We start from the raw sequence: 21,572 nt of genomic DNA, 5'->3' as shown, positions 1-21,572 counted from the left end.
ACAGTTATCGGGGATCAGTTATAGTAATGAAGGCAGTTGTTGTTTAATATTCTAACTATTTTTGTTGTTACAGGTTGTCACTCTCGTTGTGCTATGAAAAAGTTATTAAAAAACTTGTTTGTCAACCGTCCCCAAGTGTGGGGAGTTCCTGTGGTGTGCGCTTTGACGGTTCCCATCATTGTTACTCAGTGGCAACCCTCTAAGCCTTCTTTAGAAACGGAAACCAAGAAAACCCCTTTACCGCCTCTGAGTCAATTACAGCCTTCTCAGAAGTCCTCTGAAGTAGAAGAAAATAGTCCTTCTCCCCAACAAGGCTCAGACGTTCAAAAACCTTATGTAAAACAACCATCCCAGAAGAAACCAAAGGCCGAAACTGAAAAGCCAGTTGATAATACGAAACAACCAGAGGTTAAAAAGCCTCTTGATCCTCCACTATCCCAAACTTCCCCTCCGTCTCCTCCTCCCTCTCCTAAGTCTTTAGCTGCTGCACCAGTGGACTACCAACCCCCTCCTTTAGAAATTCGTGTGGCTATTTTACGAGATGCACCAGGAACCACTATCGGGGTGTCAGGACAAGCAGTAGTGAGCGATCGCCACAATAAACAATTAAAAACCCTCTCTGGTTCTCAAGGGTGGAATGTGGAACCTAATGGGGGATCGTTATCCTTGGGGGGACAGTCTTTACCTGGGGTGGTTTGGGTGCAACCGACAGAAGGAAGTCTGATTTATGTGGGCGATCGCTGGTATCGGGGCAAAATTTTACTGGTGTCTCAGGGTAATAGCTTATTGGCCGTCAATCATGTTGATTTAGAGCATTATTTATACAGTGTGGTGGGAAGTGAAATGCACGCTAATGCACCAACCGAAGCATTAAAAGCTCAAGCGATCGCAGCCCGTTCCTATGCTTTAGTTCACATGATCCGTCCAGCCAGTGCTTGGTACGATCTGGGAAATACTCAACGGTGGCAGGTGTATAAGGGGTTAAACAGTGAATATAATACGGGTCATCATGCGGTACAAAGTACGATGGGACAGATATTAAGCCATCAAGGGGGTGTGGTGGAGTCCCTCTATGCTGCGACGGATGAAATTGTTGCTCGCGCTCATAAAGGAAGAGGAATGAGTCAAATAGGGGCTTATGGATTAGCTAAAAAAGGTTACGATTATCAACAAATATTGGATCATTATTATCCTGGAGTGGGTTTAGCGCGGTTAATTTTAAACTAACCGAGCGATCGCAGTTGCCAACATTTCTGGGTTCAGGGGTTTAGGAATATGTTCTTGAAAACCTTGCGCTAAAGCCTTCTGGCGATCTTCGTAGTGAGTAAAGGCCGTAACAGCGATCGCAGGGATTTTTCCTCCCTGAGCATCAGGTAAGACGCGAATCTGCTGAAGGAGGGTGTAGCCATCCATCTCCGGCATACTAATATCGCAGATCAGCACATCAGGGTCAAACGTCTTTAAATTAGCTAGTACCTCAATACCAGAAGCAACGACGTTGGTTTCGGCTCCATAAGAGATAAGCAACATCTTGAGTAAGTGGCGCGTATCTTCGTTATCATCAACCGCCAGAACTTTGATACCTTTTAGATCAGTGTTCACTGAAGCTAGTAAGGTTGGAGAGGGTTTCGACTCTTCTTTTAGCAAAGGAAACTGTACCGTAAACGTAGCTCCTTGTCCTTCTCCTGCGCTCTCGGCTGTAATACTGCCCCCGTGGGCATCCACCAAATACTTAACAATAGCCAGTCCTAACCCCAAACCCCCATAATTGCGAGTGATGGAAATATCTTCTTGACAAAAAGTTTGAAATAAATCGGGGAGAAACTCTGGTTTGATGCCTTTGCCCGTGTCGACAACAGTTATACAAGCTTGATCATGGAGGACTTCAAGCTGTACTATCACTTGACCCCCCTCTGGAGTAAATTTAACAGCGTTTGACAACAAATTCCAAAGCACTTGCTCTAGTCGTCCCTCATCGCCTCTGACCTGACAAGAATCAATCAGGTTAAACCGTAAAGCGATAGATTTGGCTTCAGCAGCCCTTCTAACCACTTCTATCCCCTCTTCAATCACCGTTACCAGATTAACCGTGGTTTCTTTTAACTTGAGCTTACCGCGCAAAATGCGAGCAATATCAAGGAGATCATCAATTAGTTGAGTTTGTAGTTTAGCGTTGCGTTCAATAGTCGAAAGACCTTTTTGCGTTGTAGCGGAGTCGAATTTTTTCGTTTGCAGTAAGGTTGACCAGCCTAAAATGGGATTCAGGGGCGATCGCAACTCGTGAGATAGCATTGCCAGAAATTCGTCTTTAATGCGGTTAGCCTGTTCAGCCTCTTTCCGTGCTGCCTGTTCCCGTTCTAAGAGGTGTTGATGTTCAGCGAAAGCCTGTCGTTGCTCAATGAGATCGGTAGCTTGGCGAGCCAGCAAATCGAGAAACCGAAGTTCTCGCTCACTCGGACGATGATATTTGCGCCAGTGAGTGGACAACAAACCGATGAATTGACCGGATCGGGAGATTAAGGGAGTTGACTGGGCCGAAAAAAATCCTTCATCCAGGTGCATTTTCAAACAGCCATCAGGATCATCTGGAGCATCGAAATCAATAAAAGCCCGTTTACCGTTACGTAAAGCCTGTCCGCAAGATGTTTGTGAATTCCCCGTAACACGGTCAAAATGCTCGATGATGCGCTGACTAAAGCCTTGAGTTGCCAATAATTTCAACTGGTTGGTTTTAACATCAAACCATTGAAACGAACCGGCATCAGCCCGTGAAAGGGTGATAGCAGTCTCGATAATTTCTTGGTAGATGACCTCGATATTTTCTTCAGAGATCAGACGGGTGCTGAGTTCTTGCAAGACTTGAGTATCTTGGAGATCAGCATTCATTCTCCTTTGTGCCTGTTTTTGCTCCGTAATTTCTAAAACGGTGCCAATAAAGCGAATTGGTGTTCCATTAGCATCAAAATAAACTTGTCCTTTTGCTTTGACCCAGCGTTCAACTTGATCTTGAAAGCCAATAGTTCGATATTCTGTGTTGTAATTGCCTCCGTTGACAGGATTTAAGGAGTTGTGTCCCTCCCGATGTACTCGTTCGCGGTCTTCTGGATGTAATCTTTCAAAAAAAACATCCATGCTAATTTCTGCTTCAGGAGGTAAGCCAAACATGGCTTTACAACCCGCGTCCCATTTTAGCTCGTTGGTGATCAGATTCAAGTCCCAGGTACCCAGTTGAGCAGACTCAATGGCTAAACGTAATCGAGCTTCACTTTCTTGTAAGGCAGTTTCGACAGCCTTGCGCTTACGATATTCTTTAACTTCTTGTAACGCTCTTTTGACACAGGGAACTAACCGTTCTAGTCGTTGCTTAAGAACATAATCGGTGGCTCCCATTTTCAAAGATTCAATGGCTAACTCTTCCCCTAAACTGGCTGAAACGAATATAAAGGGCAGATAAGGATAACGTTCACGGGTAATGCTCAATGCTGTCAAACCATCAAATCCCGGTAGGGCATAGTCAGCTAAAATGAGAGTAAACCTCTTTGTTTCCAAGGCTGCCACAAATTTAGTGCGAGTATTGACAACTTCTAAATCACAATCAATACCACCGTCAGCCAGGGTAACGCTCACCACTTCTGCATCCAGGGGATTATCTTCTAAGAGAAGAATCTGAAGTCTGTTCATTTTTGTTTCTCCTGTTTGGGTAGGGAGAAGTAGAATCTTGCTCCTTGATTAACTGTGCTTTCAGCCCAAACCCGTCCACCATGACGATGAATAATCCGTCTCACATTTGCTAATCCTACACCAGTGCCAGCAAACTGTTCCTGGGAATGTAACCGTTGAAACAGGCTAAACAGGCGATTTTGGTATTTCATATCAAATCCGGCTCCGTTGTCTTCAACAAAGAAAACAATCTCGTTATCATCAATCCTACTACTGATAGTAATTATTGCAGTCGAACAATTACAAGTATACTTAACAGCATTTGACATTAAATTTTGCCAAACAAGTCGTAACATTTGGGGATCGCCCTGAACCTCTGGTAAGGGTTCAATGTGCCACTCAATGAGGCGATCGCTGATTTCTGGTTTTAGTTGCGATCGCACTTCTTGCACCAGTTGCTCCATCGAGACTTGCGTTAGGCGTAGTTGAGTATTACTCCCACGGGAAAATTCCAACAGGTCCTCGATCATCCGATGGGCTTGACTGGTTGCTTCGTTGATGATGCTAAGATAGCGCAGACTACTGGCATCAGCATGGGCATCCAGTTTTCCCTGCAACCGTTCCACAAAACTGCTGATATAGCGCAGAGGGGTTTGTAAGTCGTGGGATACCGAATAGGAAAAAGCCTCTAATTCTTCATTAATCGCTTCAAGCTGAGCAGTCCGTATCTTCACCTGCGCCTCCAGGGTTTCGTTCAATGCCTGAACTTGTCGCATCTGAGTCAGTTTCAAATGAGTCTTAACTCGCGCTAAGAGTTGCCTTGCGGAGAAAGGTTTCCATAAATAGTCATCGGCCCCTGCTTCTAATCCTTCTATTTGGAATTCTTCCCCTGCTCGTGCTGAGAGCATAATAATCGGTATTTTTTGCATCTCAGAATTATCTCTTAGCGATTGCAATAACTCAAAGCCATCTAACCTGGGCATCATGATATCTGTCAGTATGAGATCATACATAGCACCATGATTGTTATGATCTGAAACATTACGAATTAAGGTCAAAGCCTCTAAACCATCATTGGCAGTTTCTACCTCGTAATAGGGGTCTAATAGTCTTTTGAGATAGTTACGCATATCCGCATTATCTTCAACGAGAAGAATTTTAGCTTTTGCCTCAGATTCAGACAAAACCTGAACGGGTTCAGTTTCTTCTAAGGTTAAATTTATCTCTGGTAGCCAACTTTGAGCTTCTTTGACAAACGCATTAGCCTCGCCAGTGTCAACAAAGGATTTATCTTGAGATTGGTCGACAAGGTGCGCTTGCTCATTGATTGGTAAATGTTCGGTTCCTGTGGGTAAGGTTATGGTAAATGTTGTTCCCTTCCCCACTTGACTGCTTACTTCAACCGTACCGCCATGGAGTTTCACTAATTCCGCTACCAACGATAAACCAATACCCGACCCTTCATAACTCCGTCCTTGGTGGCTTTTGCTCTGATAAAATCGCTCGAAAATATGGGGAAGTTCTTCACTTGAGATGCCAATGCCGGTGTCTTGAACTTCGAGAACGGCAAATTTATTATTAGTCTTGCTATTATCTTCTTCTTCTCGCAAACTCACCCGAATTTCTCCCTCAAAAGTAAATTTAAAAGCATTCGAGAGTAGATTGAGAACAATTTTTTCCCACATTTCTCGGTCTACCCAGATTAATTTTGACAGAGGCTGACAATTAACCATAAATTGTAAACCTGCATTTTCAATGGTTGAACGAAATAGACTGGCTAAATCAGTTGTATAGGCTGCTAAATCCGTCGGTTGATAGTTTTCTTCAATTCGCTCTGCTTCTATACGAGAAAAGTCCAGCAGGGTATTGACCAGTTTGAGTAAACGTAAGGCATTGCGGTAGGCTAATTGTAGTTGTTTTTTGACATTATCCTGCTTTCCTTTGTTCTTCCCTAACTGAGCGATGGCATCTTCTAGTGGACTCAACAACAGGGTTAATGGTGTACGAAATTCATGAGACACATTGCTAAAAAACTGAGTTTTAGCGTGGTTTACTTCAGCTAAGGATTCAGCACGTTGCTGTTCCTGCTCACGAGCAGATTGTTCTCTCACTCGCTGAAGTTCCGATTCCCGTAAGGCTGCTTCGGCACGGGCGCGCTTGACCGCATCCCAAATCCGCTCGGCGACTTCGGTGATGAGTACCAGTTCACTGTCTAACCACTCATGGGCAGATTGGAAGTGAACAAACAGCACCGCCACCAGTCGCCCTGCCTTGACCAAAGGCACATTGACCGTAGCCCCCAGTTGCAGTACCGCATGGGCTGCTTTTTCTTTATCCGTCAGGGATGGATCATTGGCGATATCACCACGTACAACCGTCCGTCCAGCCTTAAATTCTCGCAATAATTCCGATCCATAATCGTCGTAATGATATCGCCCCTCAATGCCTAACACGCCATCGGTGTAATTGTGTGTGACGACGATAGTTTCATCGTTGTCGTCGGCTTCTGCGTAGCCAACCCGATTGGCCTTTAAATGTTGGCCGAGGATGCAGGCGGCCTGATAGCTAATCGCTTCTGCATCTACTAAAGGTCGGAGGGTATCGCTTAATTCCAGCAAAAACTCTTGTCGTTTGGCGTTAGCCTCCAAGGTTGCTTCAGCCCGTTTGCGGTCAGTAATATCATTAAACACAACCGCAACTCGTTGAGTGTCATCACCACCAACTTTAAATACATAAAAATCGTACCAAATTTTGTCAGGTTCAGCATATCGCTCTAGCCGTTTACTTTGACCCATTTGGGCAACGCGACCAAAAATCTCGTACCAATATTCTTCATAGTTAGGACTAATTTTTCTAAGTCGCCGCCCACGAAAACTTTGCCCCGTCATGCGAATTGCGGCTGGATTCTCATCGATATAGAACAGGTCAATGGGCTGATCATTTTCGTCAAAAATCACATCAACCAGGAAATATCCTTCGTCCATTGAGTTGAACAGCGATCGATATTTTTCTTCTGACTCACGCAGGGCAACTTCAGCCTGTTTGCGGTCAGTGATGTCATAGGAAATCACCAAGACAGTATAGACTTCAGCCTTGCTGTCATACAGTGGTGTACCACGGGAAATATACCAGCGATCGTGGGCTTGGTGTTCATGCTCAAAGGGTTCCCCTGCGAGAGCTTGACGGTACATCGGTTCATAACTAGCCGCAAGTTGAGGGGGTAGCACCTCAAAAATGGTATGGCCGATGAAATCTTCTGGTTTAAAATTGGCGATCGCTAAAGCTTCTCCTGCCGCTAACAAATAGCGCAGTTCTTGATCTACCACAAATGCTGCTCCACCGGGTAGATTAGCAATTAAAGCCTCGGCTCTTGCTTCAGCCTGCTTGCGATCAGACTCTTCTGCTACAAGTCGAGTGTTGCTTGCTAGTAATTGCTGAGTGTATTGTTGGTTTCGTAGCAATGCGGCCGCTGTAAAATCTGCCAACCCACTCATCAGCCTTACATCTTCGCCATCAAACTGCTTACCTTCGTCGTGGGTGATAATCCAAATCGTGCCGAGTGCTTGTTTTTCGCAAATTAAGGGTAACACTAACGCTTCTACAAAAGGGATATTAGCTGCTTGAAAATAGGTAAAATACCGCTCAGGATGGGAAAACAACATGGGAGAACCCTGCTCCAGACAGATCCCACAAGGGCTATTGTTGCGTAGCGTACAGCCTCCTCTTTGGGATGCTAGGGTTCCGGCTATGGCGACCCAACAAAAGTTTTCCTGATTATCGGGCTGTGTTCCTAGTAGGCTGACTCCAGCCGTTCCCGCATCGCATAACTCTACCGACATCTCTACCAAGCTTTGCAGCATTTTTTCTGGTTTGTGGACTAACTGCCGAGCCAGCGATCGCAACGCCTCATTTTCGGCCTGTAAATTGGGCTGACGAGGCGATCGCAAAGATAGCTCCTCAGTCATTAAAATATCGTCTAATTGAATTGACATGGAGGGTTTGACATAAAGGCTGTGGCTTCAGATGAGAACAACTCCTCACTAACCTATTTTTACAAAAATATCTTAAACCAGTACAAATCATTTCATCTTTCTTCTGTTAGATGAATATATCCCTCTTCCATCAATCTCGGAAAATCCTTGTTATTTCTAAATTCTAAAACCCTTTGATGATACGCGATCGCTCTACAGCAGTTTTCGACTTAGTGAGGTACAACAGTTATCGCTTTGAGGCAGAAGGCAGGAGGCAGGAGGCAGAAGACAGATGTTAGATGTAGTTTAATAACTTGCAAAGTGCTGTAAGTACAGGACAAAAATTGTAAACACTCTAGAAACTCATGGTGTTTGAGATCCAAATCTAAAATTTCAATTAAATTTTTTATATGTTGAATATATTTGTGTATTTAATATGTTTTCTGTATAAATAGTTACATTTTGTAAAAATAAAGTGTAACTAAAGTTACTTTTTATAAAATGGAGTCAGAGAACATTAACATAACAAGAAAAATCAATGCACGTTAATATTCATGAACTTAAAAACGCTAAAAATGAGGTGGTATCTACCAACGGAACCCTACGCAAACCTCAAGAAAACCCTTTAATGATGATCTTCCTAGTGGTGTTAGGTTCGTTCGTTCTAGGTTCGTTACCTATTATTTATGGGTTTACTATGACTTCATCTTCAACCCCAGTCACAACAGTTCCTCATGAGGGGGTATTGTGGAACTCTGTTGATAATTAATAAGTGTTATTTTATACGCTGTATATTTGCTCAGCAATCTTAGGTATCGTGTTTTGTAATTTAATTAACTTCTGGTTTTTCTGTAGTAAAAAAACCTTGTAGGGCGCGTATTTCCTATCCTAGATAATGTCATAATCTGTCTTTGTACTGTCACCGATACAAATATCCATCAGACTGACATCTTGCACGCTTTACAGAAAAACTAAAGAAAATTAGTTCTCAAATAATTATAGTCAAAAACAAATACTATTGCCATTCCCCCTACCCCTCGTTTAAAGGAGGGGATAGGAGGGAGTTAGAAGAGAGATGTCTAAACTAGCTAATTTTATCGTAAGGTGCAAGATATGAGTCAGACATTTCACCTTAAGATTTTGTCTCTTTAGTGGTGTTGGTTTTACTTTTAGTCGTCCGTTTTGTCGTGGTTTTCTTGGTCTTACTTGTGGTTTTTCGGGTTGTTTTCTTCTTAGTTGAAGCTTTGGCTGCTAATAATTCTAACGCTTTTTCTAAGGTAATAGTTTCAACGGTTTCTCCCTCTGGTAAACCAGCATTGACTTTACCGTGTTTAACATAAACCCCATAAGGACCTTCATAAACATTAACTGGTTCTTGGTCTTCAGGATGAACTCCTAACTCTTTTAACGGTTTCTTGGTGCGACCTCCACCCCGTCCTTTTTTGGGTTGGGCCAGTAATTCTAAGGCCCTTTCTAACGTCACCGTTAAAACATCATCTTCTTTTTTCAGCGATCGATAATCTTTGCCGTTTTTTCCTTGATCATGCACCACATAAGGGCCAAACCGTCCTAAACTGGCTTTAATTTTTGCTTCGGTATCTGGATGAGTTCCTAGTAAACGGGGTAAGGCCAATAACCCCACCGCCATGTCTAAGGTAACATCTTCAATCTTAGTTCCCTTGGGTAAAGAAGCCCGTTTTGGCTTTTTATTCTCTTCGCTGACTTCTCCTAATTGAACATAGGGCCCGTAACTACCAATCAAAATATAAATCGGTTCGCCGGTTTCTGGGTGTAACCCTAACTTCTCTGGTCCCTCGGTTTTCTGTTTCAGTAACTTATTAACTTGTTCAGGATTAAGATCGGAAGGGGTTAAGTCAGCAGGAATAGAAGCCGTAATTTTCTCTTCCCCTTGTTCAATTTCAACATAAGGACCAAACTTGCCAATTTTCACCGTTGCGTCTAAATTGTCCAAATTAATGGCTTTAGCGACTCCAGGGTCAATTTGATCCACTCGTACTTTAACTTGAGTGTCTAACCCTTCTTCCCCTGAGTAAAATTTTTGTAGATAGGGAACCCATTGTGCTTCCCCAGTAGCAATTTCATCGAGGGTTTGCTCCATTTTTGAGGTAAATTTTGTATCTACCAAGTCAGGAAAATGGTTTTCGAGTAAATTAACCACTGCAAAAGCAGTAAAAGTAGGAACTAACGCTTTACTCCGCATTTGGGCATAACCGCGATCGCGAATCGTTCCGATAATGCTGGCGTAGGTACTGGGCCGGCCAACTCCTTCCCCTTCCAACATTTTTACTAAGGAAGCTTCTGTATATCGTGCCGGAGGTTGAGTTTCGTGGCCCAAGACATCTAATTCTTTACAGTCGGGATGATCGCCTTCTGTTAGGGGCGGTAAAATGACTTCTTGATCTTCAATGGCCGCATCGGGATCATCAGACCCTTCTACATAAGCCCTGAAAAATCCAGGAAAATCGATTCGTTTCCCAGAAGACCGAAAACCTGCGTCTTCTACATCTAAAAGAACGCTAATTTGAGTCAATTTGGCGTTAGCCATTTGAGAAGCGACGGTACGCTTCCAAATGAGGTCATACAGGGCAAATTCTTGACCCGATAACCCAGTTTCTTGGGGAGTACGGAAGCGATTTCCTGCCGGACGAATGGCTTCGTGTGCCTCTTGGGCTCCTTTGCTTTTGGTGGTATATTGACGGGGTTTCGGGCTTAAATATTCTTTACCATATTTTTCTTCAACGCAGTTTCTGGCTGCTTTAATGGCTTCATCGGATAAGTGAACCGAGTCGGTTCGCATATAGGTGATATAACCTTCTTCATAAAGTTTCTGAGCAATCCGCATAGTATCCCGTGCCGATATACTCAATTTACGGTTCGATTCTTGTTGGAGGGTGGAGGTGGTAAACGGGGCGTAGGGTTTACGGGTGGTTGCTTTTTCTTCTTTTTTCGTAACCGTCCAGGTTTTCCCCTCTAATCTTTCTTTGAGGGTGTTGGCCTCTTGTTCGTTGAGCAGCACCACATCGCGCCCCTGAGCGATTTTCCCTGTATTGGGGTCAAAATCTGACCCAGTAGCGATTTTCTTGCCTCCTAAGGTAATTAACTTGGCTTCAAAGGGACTTTTTTCCTTTTCCAATAAGGCTTTAAGATCCCAATAGCCCCCCGATTGGAAAGCAAGGCGATCGCGTTCCCGTTGTACCAGTAACCGCACGGCCACCGATTGAACCCGACCGGCAGACAGTCCCCAAGCGATTTTTTTCCAAAGTAAGGGAGAAAGGGTATAACCGTATAAACGATCTAAAATACGCCGAGTTTCTTGAGCGTGAACTAAGTTTTCGTCAATATCTCGACAATTTTTTAGGGATTTTTGAATCGCTTCACGGGTGATTTCGTGGAACACCATGCGTTTAATGGGGACTTTGGGCTTGAGAAGTTGTAATAAATGCCAACTAATGCTTTCTCCTTCTCTATCTTCGTCAGTGGCCAAGATTAACTCATCTGCGCTTTTTAACGCTGATTTTAACCCCTGAACCACCTTTTTTTTGCCCTTGGGGATAACATAAATGGGTTCAAAGCCATTTTCTACATTGACTCCTAGGTTTGCCCAGTCTTTGTCTTTGTAGGAAGCTGGTATTTCATCGGCTGAAGCGGGGAGATCCCGAACATGGCCCATGGATGCTTCGACTTGGTATCCTTGGGGTAAGTAATTTCTAATGGTACGGGCTTTGGTGGGTGATTCAACAATAACAAGGGTTGACATAATCGTTGTTAATAATCAAGCAAGTTTAGCGGATTTGATATAAGCCTGGGTAATGGGCTTATTCCTAGCTTATCAATTACGAGAAAACGTTATAAGGAATATCTATTATAGGAAATAGTCTCTAATTACGATAATAGAGATTTTTGGTAAGTTTGTTTACCCCTTTTAGGTAACTTACCACGAGGTTTGGCTAAGTAATGCTTAATTTAATGGGAATTTTCGGGTGTGGGGTATTGGGTACGGGACACAGGTTTTAAGAGAAAAATGCAAGAATCTTCTAGCCCTTTTGCTGAAAATCTTGCACTTTTTGACTAAGTTTACCTAGTTGTTTTAGACATTGGAATAGATACTATTGCGTAGAATGGTATAACCTTTAATTAATTCTCGAATTCCTCGACTTAAGGGCCATTCGGGTTCAAACCCTGTTTTTAGAATACGGGCATTTGAAACAATATAGTCTCGTTTATCAGGATCTTCGCCGATGGGAGCTTCTAGATAGACAAATTTAGGTAAATATTTTTTGATTTCAGCGCATAATTCTAACTTAGATAAATTAGCATCGTCTAATCCCACATTGTAGGGTTTGCCTTTCATGGTTTCAAAATTTTCAATACCATGAACAAATACCTTAGCCACATCTCGAATATGAATATAATTGCGCTTAAAGTGCCCTTCAAAAATGACTACTGCGCGATCATAAAAGGCACGATAAACAAAATCATTAACCAACAAATCAACGCGCATTCTAGGGGACATTCCGAACACAGTGGCGAGTCGGAACGTCATACTATTTTCTCGTTCTAAAACTGCTTTTTCGGCATCAACTTTGGTAGTCCCATAAAGAGAAATTGGCCGTAAGGGAGACTCTTCGGTACAGAATTTACCAGATTCTCCGATTCCATAACCACTATTCGTTACTGGCATTAAGATCCGTTGTTGGGGACTAGCTAAATCGCAAATCATCTTAACCGCTTCGTAGTTAATGGTACGGGTTCCTACTTCATCCCGACTACATAAGGGCGCACCCACTAAAGCAGCTAAGGGGATAATTACATCAGCGTCTTTAAGTAATTCTTTGATTAACGATTCATTGCGACAGTCCCCACGCACCACATTAAAGGTATCGTATTGACAGCAATCAGCCAAACTATTTTGGCCAAACATAAAACTGTCTAATACTGTGACTTCATAGCCTTTTGCCAATAAAGTTGGGGTTAAAATTGAGCCAATGTAACCGGCACCCCCTGTGATTAAAATTTTCATAGATGATTATGTAATTCTAGTTTTGAATTTTCTTGAACAGAGACGAGATAGTGATGAATGGCTTCATCGGTATCGCCGATAAAGCGAACTTTGCCTTGATCGAGCCAAATAGCGCGATCGCAAGATTGTTGAATGAAATCTAATCCATGAGAAACCACTAAAATTGTTGTGTGGTGTCCCCATAATCTATCCATCCGTTTTTGACATTTATGCTTAAAGCTTTCATCACCAACAGATAGCACTTCGTCTAGGATTAATATATCTGGTTCTACATCCGTAGCGATAGAAAACCCTAAACGGGCGGCCATCCCTGATGAAAGGGCTTTAACCGGAGCTAAGCTATACTCTGTTAAATCGGCAAACTCTAAAATAGAGGCTACACGCTCTTTCATCTCTTGACGCGGAAAGCCTAACATCACTCCGTAAAGAATTATATTATCAGTTACGGACAATTCTCCGTCAAATCCTGCCCCTAACTCAATCAAAGGAGCGATTTCTCCCTTGACACGAATTTGGCCTGACGTGGGTTCTAAAATCCCTGTGATCACTTTGAGTAGGGTGGATTTTCCTGACCCATTGGCTCCAATGATACCGATTTTTTCCCCAGCATGAACCGTCAAATTAATACGGTCAAGAATTAATTTCCTTGATGGTTGACGGTATTTCCCTTCTAACATAGACAAGATGGTTTTCTTTAAATCATAAGAAAACTCTTCTTGGGTTCTACGCCACAGGGATACTTGATCGAGTCTAATTGCTTCTACCATTTAACCTTTAGAGCAAGTCCATAAAGTTTTTTTGCCAGGAGCGAAAACACATCCACCCTAACACTAAAAGAATGAAACCATTAAAAAATGAATGTAAAATTAAGGTCACATCCGGTAAAGTGCCAGATAAGGATATCTGGCGAATACTTTCGATAATGGGAATTAGCGGGTTAAGGAGTAAGAAGGATTTGACTGAACTCGGAACAATTTCAGCCGGATAAAAGATCGGAGAGCTAATCCAAAGAACAAAGCAAACTAGCTCATAAAAATAGGGTAAATCTCTGAAAAAAACATACAATGCACTAACAAAAAATCCTACCCCTGTACAGACAAAACTGAGAGCCATTAAAGGAAATATTAGAGCAATAACATTGAGGGGATTCTTAGAAATGATTAAGGTAACAATGGCCAATAAAGGCAATGGACCCATGAGAAATTGAAAAATATTGGCCACAATCATCGAAACGGGAAAAATAGTGATGGGTAAACGAACCTTATTTAACAATGACCCATTGCCCACGACACTGGTTAAAGCTTGGCTGGTAGAAGAGGAGAAAAAATTGATAACAATTAAGCCAGTAAAGGCAGCTAAAATATAGTTAAAGGTCGAATTATCGTAATATTGTGCAAAGGCTGTCCCAAAAATAGCTGCATACAACCCCGTCATAATCAGGGGATTTAATAGTGACCAATACACCCCTAAAAATGAGCCTCGATAGCGTCCTTTTAAATTTCTCTCTACTAAGATGTGTAGCAATTCTAGGTATCGTCTGGTTGACGACCCTTGAAGGCTAGCTTTTAGGGTAATGGTCATAATAAATTGTCAATACCAACAAGTTAGGAATTAATGGGGTATTGTATTAAATGTCAGATACTTTTGTCGAGTTGTTCCCGATAATTTCAGAAAATTTTAACCATCGACATTGGGCCAGATTCGGCTAAACTGGGGAATGGTTCATTAACATATTAGTAAATTTGGGCATGGAAATCGGGCAGAAAGTTAAAGTGATCCGTCTTCGCGATCGCGTCTCTGGACAACTTGTTGATAAACTTGGGAAAGAAGGTACCATCAAAGAATTTAAAATGACTGATGGCAGTGGAATCGGTGCAGTAGTAGAGTTTGCTGATAAAACCGCAACTTGGTTTTTTGGCGATGAACTTAAACCGGTTGAATAATTACCTTCTTTTGGGAGAGGCAACAGCTAAACGTGGCTATTCTTGATCGACGTTGATCTTGAGAATCTCAGAGCTTCTCCCTTACCCTAAGACAGAGGCTCTCATGGTCTATCTCCTGGTAACATGAGACAAACTGGGAAACTAATCAATCAAAAAATAATTTTCATAACTCATGGCTTTGATTTTAACCTTTTTAGGCAAAGGCGGTAGTGGTTGTTCAACAGTTGCCATCGCTACAGCTAAAAAACTAGCGACGGCAGGCTCTCGTGTCTTATTCTTATCCCAAGATGCTAGTCCAGTATTGAGTCATTTATGGGGAACGACGTTAGAAGCATCCCCGACGGCAATAGAGCCTAATTTAAAGGTGATGGCTTTAAAATCAGCCCAATTGCTTTCAAAAGGATGGGAAGATATTAAGGAATTAGAAGCACAATATTTGCGATCGCCGACATTAAAAAATGTCTATGGTCAAGAGTTAGGAGTCTTACCCGGAATGGATGGGGCCCTAGCACTTAATGCGTTACGAGAATATGAACAAAGCAACGAGTACGATGTCATTGTGTATGATGGGGATAGTGCTTTAAACACCCTACGAATGTTTAGCATTCCAGAGATCATGAGTTGGTATGTGCGTCGGTTTCGAGAGGTGTTAACAGAGTCTGATGTGGGTAAAACGTTGGCTCCGTTTGTCCAACCTATCACCAGTGCTATTTTAAATGTTTCCTGGAGTGCTGAGGATCTCAAAAATACTCAGGCTAATGATATTTTACAGTCTGGCAAGTCCGCTTTAGCAGATGGTAATCGTGTGGCAGCTTATTTAGTAACCACAGAAGACGAAATGGCGATCGCAGCAGCTAAGTATTATTGGGGTAGCGCGCAACAAGTAGGTTTAACGGTTCGAGGTGTGATTGTTAATCAAGGGGAAACCACCGCTTTAGCAGAGCAATTTGACCCTTTAAACCTGTCTTCTCTCCCTAAAATGGAGCAGGGTAACTGGGAAACATTAATGTCTGCGCTACCGCAATTTTTAGGGGAATCTCAAGCACCTAAGCCAGTGACTATTGATGTTGCTAATCGTCAAGTTAAGGTATTTTTACCTGGATTTGAGAAAAAACAAGTTAAGTTAACTCAGTATGGACCAGAATTAACCATTGAAGCTGGTGATCAACGTCGTAATATTGAATTACCCGGTCCTTTAGCAGGACAATCTGTAAAAGGGGCAAAGTTTCAGAATCATTATTTGATTGTTTCTTTGTAATCTAATCTAAATACATCATAATTGTAGGGTGGGCAATGCCCACCATAAACTGTATGATTTATATATAATTCTGGCTCATTAATTGCTCTAAAAAGTTATTTCCTGCTGCTTCTATATCTTCATCTAAAAAAAAGTTTAGACTACGAATATTAATATTATTTATTTTATCATTAATAGGATTTCTTATTGTTGGTGTAATAATAATAGCATAATTACAATTTTGTTCAAAAGTATAGGTAATAATTTGATAAATATCAGATTGTGTAATTTCTGTTTTATATTTGGTATCCAGTACATATAAATTTTGATTTGTATTTTTATTATAGATAATTAAATCAATTTTGAAACTAAAGTTATTATATTCTACACGATGTTGTGTTTTTATTCCTAAGTGTGGGGGAAGATGTTTTTTTAGCCATGCTGCGACAAATTTTTCATAAAGTTGATTCATATTGACCAAAAAAGGTAAGCTATGATGGTTGCCTTTTTTATGACTGGGTGTTGTATTTTCTAAGAAAAAACGACAGAGAGAATGTAAACAGCGATAATCTTCATTAAGACGATTATATTTTCGGTTAATACAATCATTTGCTGTAGAGGGTGATAGGGTTACATAACCTTGTAATGCGCCGTAAACTTTTCTAATTAAAATGCGAGTATTTACTTGACAGATTTCTTGACGACTTATAACATAAATTGTCCACAGTAAAATCTGATTATCTTCTATGTCTTGGGTAAAGTTATCATAGTGACAAGTTAATTTAGGTTTCCAGGGATGTTTCAGCATGGTTTTAACATCTATTTTTCCCTTGACATAGCTTAATGTTTGTGAATGTTTAATATAAGTTGAATAGAGTCCTTTTTGAGTTCTTTTTAAGATAAGACGAGCAAAAATAGTTGCTAAACGGTTATAAAAGTCGGGTAAACTATCACAAGTCATTAAACCATCTAAAAATTGAAAGCTTTTAAGGTTATAAGCATACTCTAACATCTTAAAAATATTAGTAATATGAACTTTCGGTTTAATGTGAAAATTCCAATCATTATTAATAGGGATATAACCTATCCATCCTTGAGAAACTATTTCCCATTGATCGCCTTTTTTGCTATATTTCAGATTGATTCTAAATTTATTTTTATAGTTGTTTTTTAGATAATCAATAATCTCTTGTGGAATTTGATCACGGGGAATGTAGCAGGGTTTATATTCTGTTAGAGTTATTGTATTCATGAATAATAGATGGACATGAATTTAATATTATTAATTTAGTTGATTAACAAGATTTTAAAATTAGGCGATCGCAAACTCAGTTACTTTACGAGTTTCGGGATCATGAAATCCTAAAACAATATCATCTTTTGGGACACCATTTCTTAATAACTCAACTGCAATTCCTTCTTCTGTCCAATCTTCTTCAATCCAAATTTTATTATTTTTAATCCGAATGTAAACAGAAATCGCTTTAACTCGTTTTTCATTTTTCCAACCGATATTAAACCATAGATATTGACTTCTCTCATCATCAAACATAAGAACTTCATCTATATCTGGATCAGGAACTTGTGAAGAAATTTTTTCATATTCTAGTAGAATACTTTTGATAAGATTTTGGTAATGTTTTAATTGATCCATCGGATAATCTCCTCTTTAGTAATATCAACAGTTAGTAGTAAAACTTTATATTTTTTTAAAATTAGTTGAATGGCAATTTGTGTGAAAAATTTTTCATAAATCCTGTGACTAATAGCTAAATATATTTTATAATCCGTGTGAGTAATAGAAAGGAAAGTTTGATAGATTAAATATTGACCAAGTGCAGTTTCAAAGTCACGCATGGGAGAAGGACTATTAAAGCTTTTTACTTCAATCACAATTTGTTTTTCTCCTTTTGTTGCAGAAAGGGTTTTTTCTCCTGCTAAGTCTGCAAACAGTTTCACTTCTTCATATTTAATAGGATAAGAATCAGCCATAATTTTCCAACCTTCTTTTATTAAAGCATTTTTAACCGCATCATGATAAGTATCTTTTGCTGGCATTTTTTTGATAATTGAGTCACTAAGCCATAAAGACCTGTATAGTCTTTTTTTAACTTAAGAAGATAGTTTATTCAATTTATCTTTTATTTTTGTCCAGCGAAATTTCTCAATTTTGCCAGTTTCATCAAAGAAGTATTCTTCTAAATAGGGTTCTATTTCCATTGTCCAAATGTCTTCGAGATCATCTTTTAATGTTTCGGTAAGGAAGAAAGAAACACCAATTTCATAATCAGAATCATTAATCGTTTTATTCAGTTCTTCTAAAATATTTATTAATGATTCAATAAATTCAATATTATAGTTAGTCTTGTGTTTTTGATGGTATCTTCTGAGGATATCATAGTTAGGTTTGATGGGAATAAATGCAAAGCGACGACGCAACGCATGATCCACTAAAGCTATTGAGCGATCGGCAGTATTCATAGTTCCAATTATATAAACATTTTTCGGGATTTTGAACTTTTGATCGCTTCCTGCAAGTTTTATTTCTTCTTCTCTATATTCTAGTAAATACATCAATTCTCCGAACACTTGAGAGAGGTTAGCGCGGTTAATTTCATCAATGATTAAAATACACATACCTTCCTTTTCTTCTGCTTCTTCACAGAAGGTTAAAAAGCGTCCAGGTACCATAGAATAGTTTAGGTTTTTATCGGGTGAAGTTTGGGGACGAATACCTTGTATAAAGTCTTCATAACTATAACTAGGATGAAATTGTATGAGTTCATGAAATCCATCCCCACTACTGGTTAAATGTTTAGCAATGTGTTTTGCTAAGTAGGTTTTTCCTGTTCCTGGTGAACCTTGAAAAATAATATGTTTTTTACGTTTTAGGGTGTCGATATATTGTTCTAATTGAGTTTCTTCTATGTAAGTTTCTTGAGGTTTCATGTCTCTAATTATTTTGCTAATTTCTTCTTCATCGTAATCGTCATAATTCCAAATCAGATCAATTTCTTGCATTGGATTTTCAGATGTTGCTAAAAGAGATAAAACTATGAAGTTTTCAAAACCTTCGTATAGAGACTCATAATATTGATAAAAGGGATAATATTTTTTGAGTTCCCTTACTTCACATATTGAGTAACTTTCGGAAATTTTTAAAAGCTCAGAAAAATTTTCTATAGTAATTTGTTCTTCCGTAGAGGAAAAAATTGCAAAAACATCAGATTTTTGTATTTTTTCTTCAAATTTAGTAGCTAATTGTTGATTCATTATTTTACAATTTTTATTAAATAAAAATAAGTTATTATTTTTTTCAACAGTTTGAATATTAAATTTATACGAAATATGTTCGCTTTTTAACTGAATACTAAAAATCAAATAGTAATGAATATTAGATTTATTAAAATGCGTAACAAAATTAGATTCTAAAAATCCAAAAGCCATTCTATATGTAATAGATTTAAAAGCTTGTTTACGTAACCAAAGACTAAATTGATTTTCAACTATTTTCTGAATAAGAGAAATATGAATATATTTTTTTTTAATATCTTTAATTATCCTAATACATAAATATTCAAAAGGAATTTGAACTTTATATAAAAAAGTTTCATAGTTAGACCATAAAGTTGAGCGAGTCGTTAAATCAGATAGAATGCCGACACGTGGCTGTGTAAATCTTTTATAAGAATCGTAATTATATTCTGTTACTATTCTTTCCAATCTTTCTGGCATATTTTAGAAAAAATTTAATATATAAAAAGACAGCAATGTGGGCAAATTAGAAAGTTATCATAATTTATCAAACATTTGCCCAACCCACATAAGCTATATTCATTGTACTATTTTTGTATATTGGGTGAAAAAAGTAGAATTACTGAATTTTTTGATGTAGCGATCGCTGTTTATTTTTTGGCTGTGTTTTAATAAAAAATATTTATAATGATATGTGTACTCAATTATCTACAATTTTGAGACGATAAACATCATAAACTCGAGTGAAGACGAAAACAACTTTAAAACTGTTTTTGATACAGTAACAAAAGATAAAAATACTACTGTTATTACAGGGATTTTGATGACAGGTTGAGGAATAAGAGTTTCAAATTTTATCCCGTTAACTTTTATAAAAGTCATAATTATAACTGTAGGGTGGGTAATGTTTGATTAAAAAGCAAAAATTAGTAAGCTTGTCCCTAATTGTAGTTTTATAGCAAAAATAGGTGGTCTTGCGAGGAGAGTGCTGATTTACTGATATAATACTGACAAAAGGTAATTATAGGCAGAAAACTTATGGCCAGAAGAACGAGAGGTTTATTAGCTGACTTCCGAGACTTTATTATGCGGGGGAATGTGATTGACCTAGCAGTTGCGGTTATCATTGGAGGGGCATTTGGCAAAATCATTAATTCCCTTGTAGAGGATATCATTACACCTGCTATTCTTAATCCAGCTATGGAAGCTAGTGGGGTTGAAAAATTAAGTGAATTATCAATCAATGGTATTCAATACGGTTTATTTCTCGCTGCCGTTCTTAATTTTTTAGTAATTGCTTTTTGCTTATTTTTAATCATTCGTTCCTTTGAAATGGCGAAAAAAAGATTGATTCGTCAAGAAGAAGCGATCGCAGAAGAACAAATAGACCAAGCGGTAGCGACTCAAGAAAGATTAACAACAGCTATGGAAAGATTAGCAGACACAATAGAAAGACAAAATCCATCTTCTTAAAGATAAGTATCTCAACATAATTGATTGAACAGTGTTTATTGTACTATTTTCGTGTATTAATTAAAAAAAGTACAATTAAATAACTTTTGGATCTAGCGATCGCTTTCTATTCTTTGGCTGTATTTTAATAATACAGTTATTAATGAATTATTAATTAAGGCAATTAATTCATAGTTTGATTAGCAGCTTTTGTCAAAATATCTTCCATCCAACGGTTAATACTTTTACCTTCTTTAGTGGCAGCAATAGTAATTTTTCGATGAGTTTCTGGAGTTGTCCTAAAATGAAATTTACCAGAAAATGGCTTTTCAGGAGATTGACCAATTTCTTCACAAAATTCTAAGTAATCATCAATAGAATTATAAAACTCTTGACAAGCTTCTTCAACAGTTTGTCCTTGAAATGTAACCACATCTTTAATATCAAGAACACGACCAAATAAAATACCACTCTCAAGATCAATCTCAATATTACCAGTGTATCCTTTATAAGTTAACATTGTCTGCATTTTACCTCTTCGTTGAAACGGAACAATTGAACTAGATAAGTCATTAAATAACATGAAAATTAGTTAATTAAATTAGAGACATCTGGGGATTTTTTGGGTAGGAGGAGGACACTATTGCTAGTCCCCCCAGGAAATGGACATCGTAATATGGTTTTGTTATAGAGATCCAGGCGTTACACCAGCATTTTCTAAAAAGTCTCTAACGCTTTTAACAGCAGCTTTACAGACTTCTTTTTGTGGATGAGGTTCATGAAATACTGCTTTTTCTCCATTAAGAAAAACCCGCACTCTTGAGCCTCTTCCTTGACTGACGGTTGCTCCCAACGCTATTAAAAGATTTTCTATATCTGTCCAAGTAATATCTGCTCGAACAGGGTTGGTATAGATCGCTTCTAAAGTACGACGCTGTTTGCTATTTAACCCTTCCGCCATGACTCCCCTAGCAGTTGTTTGTACAACAAGTGTCTGCATAAACCCCCAGATT

Annotated in this window: 17 protein-coding genes; 5 read left to right on the top strand and 12 right to left on the bottom strand. The window is 39.3% G+C overall.

Translation table 11 applies throughout. The features are described from left to right. Nucleotides 1–93 precede the first annotated feature (93 nt). Complete coding sequence (locus CY0110_RS04680) at nt 94–1,227, top strand: SpoIID/LytB domain-containing protein (protein WP_035798521.1); 1,134 nt, start codon at nt 94–96, stop codon at nt 1,225–1,227. Here CY0110_RS04680 and CY0110_RS04675 read toward each other — a convergent pair. Next, the gene (locus CY0110_RS04675; RefSeq protein WP_008274159.1) at nt 1,219–3,681 is read right to left on the bottom strand and encodes a hybrid sensor histidine kinase/response regulator; all 2,463 of its coding nucleotides are present in this window, start codon (nt 3,679–3,681) and stop codon (nt 1,219–1,221) included. The two genes, CY0110_RS04680 and CY0110_RS04675, sit on opposite strands and share 9 nt — an antisense overlap. Continuing rightward, nucleotides 3,678–7,652: an ATP-binding protein gene (locus CY0110_RS04670; protein WP_008274158.1), complete on the bottom strand. Its 3,975-nt coding sequence runs from the start codon at nt 7,650–7,652 to the stop codon at nt 3,678–3,680. The genes CY0110_RS04675 and CY0110_RS04670 overlap by 4 nt, the downstream gene beginning before the upstream one ends. Nucleotides 7,653–8,169: 517 nt before the next feature. On the opposite strand from CY0110_RS04670, the gene CY0110_RS04665 reads away from it, so the two are divergent. Continuing rightward, nucleotides 8,170–8,400: a hypothetical protein gene (locus CY0110_RS04665; protein ID WP_008274157.1), complete on the top strand. Its 231-nt coding sequence runs from the start codon at nt 8,170–8,172 to the stop codon at nt 8,398–8,400. 363 nt (nt 8,401–8,763) lie between these two features. Here CY0110_RS04665 and topA read toward each other — a convergent pair whose 3' ends face one another. The 4 genes from topA to CY0110_RS04645 form a co-directional block, all read right to left on the bottom strand. Further along, a complete protein-coding gene (gene topA, locus CY0110_RS04660) occupies nt 8,764–11,409 on the bottom strand; it encodes a type I DNA topoisomerase (protein WP_008274156.1) in 2,646 nt (881 codons plus the stop codon). Nucleotides 11,410–11,739: 330 nt separating this feature from the next. Continuing rightward, a complete protein-coding gene (locus CY0110_RS04655; protein WP_008274155.1) occupies nt 11,740–12,672 on the bottom strand; it encodes an NAD-dependent epimerase/dehydratase family protein in 933 nt (310 codons plus the stop codon). Then, a complete protein-coding gene (locus CY0110_RS04650) occupies nt 12,669–13,439 on the bottom strand; it encodes an ABC transporter ATP-binding protein (protein WP_008274154.1) in 771 nt (256 codons plus the stop codon). Before CY0110_RS04650 ends, CY0110_RS04655 begins: the two co-directional genes overlap by 4 nt. Nucleotides 13,440–13,446: 7 nt before the next feature. Continuing rightward, nucleotides 13,447–14,253 (bottom strand): ABC transporter permease, encoded by an 807-nt coding sequence (locus CY0110_RS04645; protein ID WP_008274153.1) that lies wholly within the window; start codon nt 14,251–14,253, stop codon nt 13,447–13,449. A gap of 167 nt (nt 14,254–14,420) precedes the next feature. Here CY0110_RS04645 and petP point away from each other — a divergent pair, with 167 nt between their 5' ends. Further along, entirely contained in the window at nt 14,421–14,615 is a 195-nt protein-coding gene (gene petP, locus CY0110_RS04640) for a cytochrome b6f subunit PetP (RefSeq protein ID WP_008274152.1), read from the top strand. A 172-nt stretch (nt 14,616–14,787) separates the two neighbouring features. Beyond that, nucleotides 14,788–15,873 (top strand): Get3/ArsA fold putative tail anchor-mediating ATPase NosAFP, encoded by a 1,086-nt coding sequence (locus CY0110_RS04635; protein WP_008274151.1) that lies wholly within the window; start codon nt 14,788–14,790, stop codon nt 15,871–15,873. Nucleotides 15,874–15,931: 58 nt separating this feature from the next. Here the strand turns inward: CY0110_RS04635 and CY0110_RS04630 are convergent, their stop codons facing one another. The 4 genes from CY0110_RS04630 to CY0110_RS04615 are packed head-to-tail and all read right to left on the bottom strand — an operon-like array spanning nt 15,932 to nt 19,587. Then, nucleotides 15,932–17,104, bottom strand: a complete 1,173-nt coding sequence (locus CY0110_RS04630; RefSeq protein ID WP_008274150.1) for an McrC family protein — start codon at nt 17,102–17,104, stop codon at nt 15,932–15,934. A gap of 60 nt (nt 17,105–17,164) precedes the next feature. Beyond that, nucleotides 17,165–17,506: a XisI protein gene (locus CY0110_RS04625; RefSeq protein WP_008274149.1), complete on the bottom strand. Its 342-nt coding sequence runs from the start codon at nt 17,504–17,506 to the stop codon at nt 17,165–17,167. Beyond that, entirely contained in the window at nt 17,494–17,910 is a 417-nt protein-coding gene (locus tag CY0110_RS04620; RefSeq protein WP_008274148.1) for a XisH family protein, read from the bottom strand. The genes CY0110_RS04625 and CY0110_RS04620 overlap by 13 nt, the downstream gene beginning before the upstream one ends. A gap of 54 nt (nt 17,911–17,964) precedes the next feature. Then, complete coding sequence (locus CY0110_RS04615) at nt 17,965–19,587, bottom strand: McrB family protein (protein ID WP_008274147.1); 1,623 nt, start codon at nt 19,585–19,587, stop codon at nt 17,965–17,967. Between the two features lie 558 nt (nt 19,588–20,145). On the opposite strand from CY0110_RS04615, the gene mscL reads away from it, so the two are divergent. After that, nucleotides 20,146–20,580: a large conductance mechanosensitive channel protein MscL gene (gene mscL, locus CY0110_RS04610; protein ID WP_008274146.1), complete on the top strand. Its 435-nt coding sequence runs from the start codon at nt 20,146–20,148 to the stop codon at nt 20,578–20,580. Nucleotides 20,581–20,743: 163 nt separating this feature from the next. Here mscL and CY0110_RS04605 read toward each other — a convergent pair whose 3' ends face one another. Then, on the bottom strand, nt 20,744–21,142 hold the full coding sequence (locus CY0110_RS04605) for a type II toxin-antitoxin system HicB family antitoxin (protein WP_008274145.1): 399 nt from the start codon (nt 21,140–21,142) through the stop codon (nt 20,744–20,746). Nucleotides 21,143–21,244: 102 nt separating this feature from the next. Next, complete coding sequence (locus CY0110_RS04600; RefSeq protein ID WP_008274144.1) at nt 21,245–21,559, bottom strand: type II toxin-antitoxin system HicA family toxin; 315 nt, start codon at nt 21,557–21,559, stop codon at nt 21,245–21,247. Nucleotides 21,560–21,572: the final 13 nt, after the last annotated feature.

Source organism: Crocosphaera chwakensis CCY0110 (assembly GCF_000169335.1).
Lineage (GTDB): Bacteria > Cyanobacteriota > Cyanobacteriia > Cyanobacteriales > Microcystaceae > Crocosphaera > Crocosphaera chwakensis.
Note: the sequence above shows the minus strand (reverse complement) of the source record. Positions and strands in the feature narration are given on the sequence as shown.

What these genes read in the sequence shown, in the direction of transcription:
- CY0110_RS04680 (WP_035798521.1), top strand. Translation starts at nt 94, where the DNA reads ATGAAAAAGTTATTAAAAAACTTGTTTGTCAACCGTCCCCAAGTGTGG.
- CY0110_RS04675 (WP_008274159.1), bottom strand. Translation starts at nt 3,681, where the DNA reads ATGAACAGACTTCAGATTCTTCTCTTAGAAGATAATCCCCTGGATGCA.
- CY0110_RS04670 (WP_008274158.1), bottom strand. Translation starts at nt 7,652, where the DNA reads ATGTCAATTCAATTAGACGATATTTTAATGACTGAGGAGCTATCTTTG.
- CY0110_RS04665 (WP_008274157.1), top strand. Translation starts at nt 8,170, where the DNA reads ATGCACGTTAATATTCATGAACTTAAAAACGCTAAAAATGAGGTGGTA.
- topA (WP_008274156.1), bottom strand. Translation starts at nt 11,409, where the DNA reads ATGTCAACCCTTGTTATTGTTGAATCACCCACCAAAGCCCGTACCATT.
- CY0110_RS04655 (WP_008274155.1), bottom strand. Translation starts at nt 12,672, where the DNA reads ATGAAAATTTTAATCACAGGGGGTGCCGGTTACATTGGCTCAATTTTA.
- CY0110_RS04650 (WP_008274154.1), bottom strand. Translation starts at nt 13,439, where the DNA reads ATGGTAGAAGCAATTAGACTCGATCAAGTATCCCTGTGGCGTAGAACC.
- CY0110_RS04645 (WP_008274153.1), bottom strand. Translation starts at nt 14,253, where the DNA reads ATGACCATTACCCTAAAAGCTAGCCTTCAAGGGTCGTCAACCAGACGA.
- petP (WP_008274152.1), top strand. Translation starts at nt 14,421, where the DNA reads ATGGAAATCGGGCAGAAAGTTAAAGTGATCCGTCTTCGCGATCGCGTC.
- CY0110_RS04635 (WP_008274151.1), top strand. Translation starts at nt 14,788, where the DNA reads ATGGCTTTGATTTTAACCTTTTTAGGCAAAGGCGGTAGTGGTTGTTCA.
- CY0110_RS04630 (WP_008274150.1), bottom strand. Translation starts at nt 17,104, where the DNA reads ATGAATACAATAACTCTAACAGAATATAAACCCTGCTACATTCCCCGT.
- CY0110_RS04625 (WP_008274149.1), bottom strand. Translation starts at nt 17,506, where the DNA reads ATGGATCAATTAAAACATTACCAAAATCTTATCAAAAGTATTCTACTA.
- CY0110_RS04620 (WP_008274148.1), bottom strand. Translation starts at nt 17,910, where the DNA reads ATGCCAGCAAAAGATACTTATCATGATGCGGTTAAAAATGCTTTAATA.
- CY0110_RS04615 (WP_008274147.1), bottom strand. Translation starts at nt 19,587, where the DNA reads ATGCCAGAAAGATTGGAAAGAATAGTAACAGAATATAATTACGATTCT.
- mscL (WP_008274146.1), top strand. Translation starts at nt 20,146, where the DNA reads ATGGCCAGAAGAACGAGAGGTTTATTAGCTGACTTCCGAGACTTTATT.
- CY0110_RS04605 (WP_008274145.1), bottom strand. Translation starts at nt 21,142, where the DNA reads ATGTTATTTAATGACTTATCTAGTTCAATTGTTCCGTTTCAACGAAGA.
- CY0110_RS04600 (WP_008274144.1), bottom strand. Translation starts at nt 21,559, where the DNA reads ATGCAGACACTTGTTGTACAAACAACTGCTAGGGGAGTCATGGCGGAA.